The organism is Tepidibacter mesophilus, from assembly GCF_002724055.1.
In the GTDB taxonomy this organism is placed as follows: domain Bacteria; phylum Bacillota; class Clostridia; order Peptostreptococcales; family Peptostreptococcaceae; genus Tepidibacter_A; species Tepidibacter_A mesophilus.
In genome coordinates this window covers 1-807 of record NZ_BDQY01000065.1, presented here as the reverse complement: position 1 = coordinate 807, position 807 = coordinate 1, and the positions used below count along the sequence as shown (strand labels likewise).

The following is an 807-nucleotide window of genomic DNA, read 5'->3' as shown; positions in this document are numbered from 1 at the left end:
CGCGTTCGAGTCGCGGATGGGTCACCAAAGAAATACGGAGGGGTGTCCGAGTGGCTTAAGGAGCTGGTCTTGAAAACCAGTGATTCCGAAAGGGACCGTGGGTTCGAATCCCACCTCCTCCGCCAAAAAAAATATGTAATTAAAATGGAGAAGTACTCAAGTGGCTGAAGAGGCTCCCCTGCTAAGGGAGTAGGTCTTTTACGGGGCGCGAGGGTTCAAATCCCTCCTTCTCCGCCATTTTATTTAAGTATCGAGGTGTAGCGCAGTTTGGTAGCGCACGTGGTTTGGGACCATGGGGCCGGGGGTTCGAGTCCCTCCACCTCGACCAAGTAAGGGCTTATAGCTCAGGTGGTTAGAGCGCACGCCTGATAAGCGTGAGGTCGCTGGTTCGAGTCCAGCTAAGCCCACCATAAAACACATAAAGTGGGCCTTTAGCTCAGTTGGTTAGAGCGCCCGGCTCATAACCGGTAGGTCTGGGGTTCGAGTCCCTGAAGGCCCACCACTTTATGCCCAGATAGCTCAGTCGGTAGAGCAGGGGACTGAAAATCCCCGTGTCGGTGGTTCGATTCCGCCTCTGGGCACCATAGATTAGTGTGGCGGCATAGCTCAGTTGGCTAGAGCGTTCGGTTCATACCCGAAAGGTCACTAGTTCGAATCTAGTTGCCGCTACCAAGTGAACCTTGAAAATTAAACAGTAGGTTATAAATAAATCACATCAGTGATTTTCGGAATAAACAAACAAAAAGTCAGTTTACTGAGTAGACAAACTTTGAGCAACGGAAATTATGAGGCTATGCCGAAAGAATT

At 50.3% G+C, this 807-nt stretch carries 7 tRNA genes; all 7 read left to right on the top strand.

Annotated elements, in window-relative coordinates:
- Window positions 1-36 precede the first annotated feature (36 nt).
- The 7 genes from Tmeso_RS15820 (at window position 37) to Tmeso_RS15790 (ending at window position 672) form a co-directional block, all read left to right on the top strand.
- Window positions 37-125: transfer RNA gene (locus Tmeso_RS15820), tRNA-Ser, on the top strand.
- Window positions 126-146: 21 nt separating this feature from the next.
- A tRNA-Ser gene (locus tag Tmeso_RS15815) sits at window positions 147-237 on the top strand.
- Window positions 238-251: 14 nt separating this feature from the next.
- A tRNA-Pro gene (locus Tmeso_RS15810) sits at window positions 252-328 on the top strand.
- 5 nt (window positions 329-333) lie between these two features.
- Window positions 334-410: transfer RNA gene (locus Tmeso_RS15805), tRNA-Ile, on the top strand.
- A 15-nt stretch (window positions 411-425) separates the two neighbouring features.
- Window positions 426-502 (top strand) — tRNA-Ile (locus Tmeso_RS15800).
- 6 nt (window positions 503-508) lie between these two features.
- A tRNA-Phe gene (locus Tmeso_RS15795) sits at window positions 509-584 on the top strand.
- Between the two features lie 11 nt (window positions 585-595).
- A tRNA-Met gene (locus Tmeso_RS15790) sits at window positions 596-672 on the top strand.
- The last annotated feature ends 135 nt before the right edge of the window (window positions 673-807 follow it).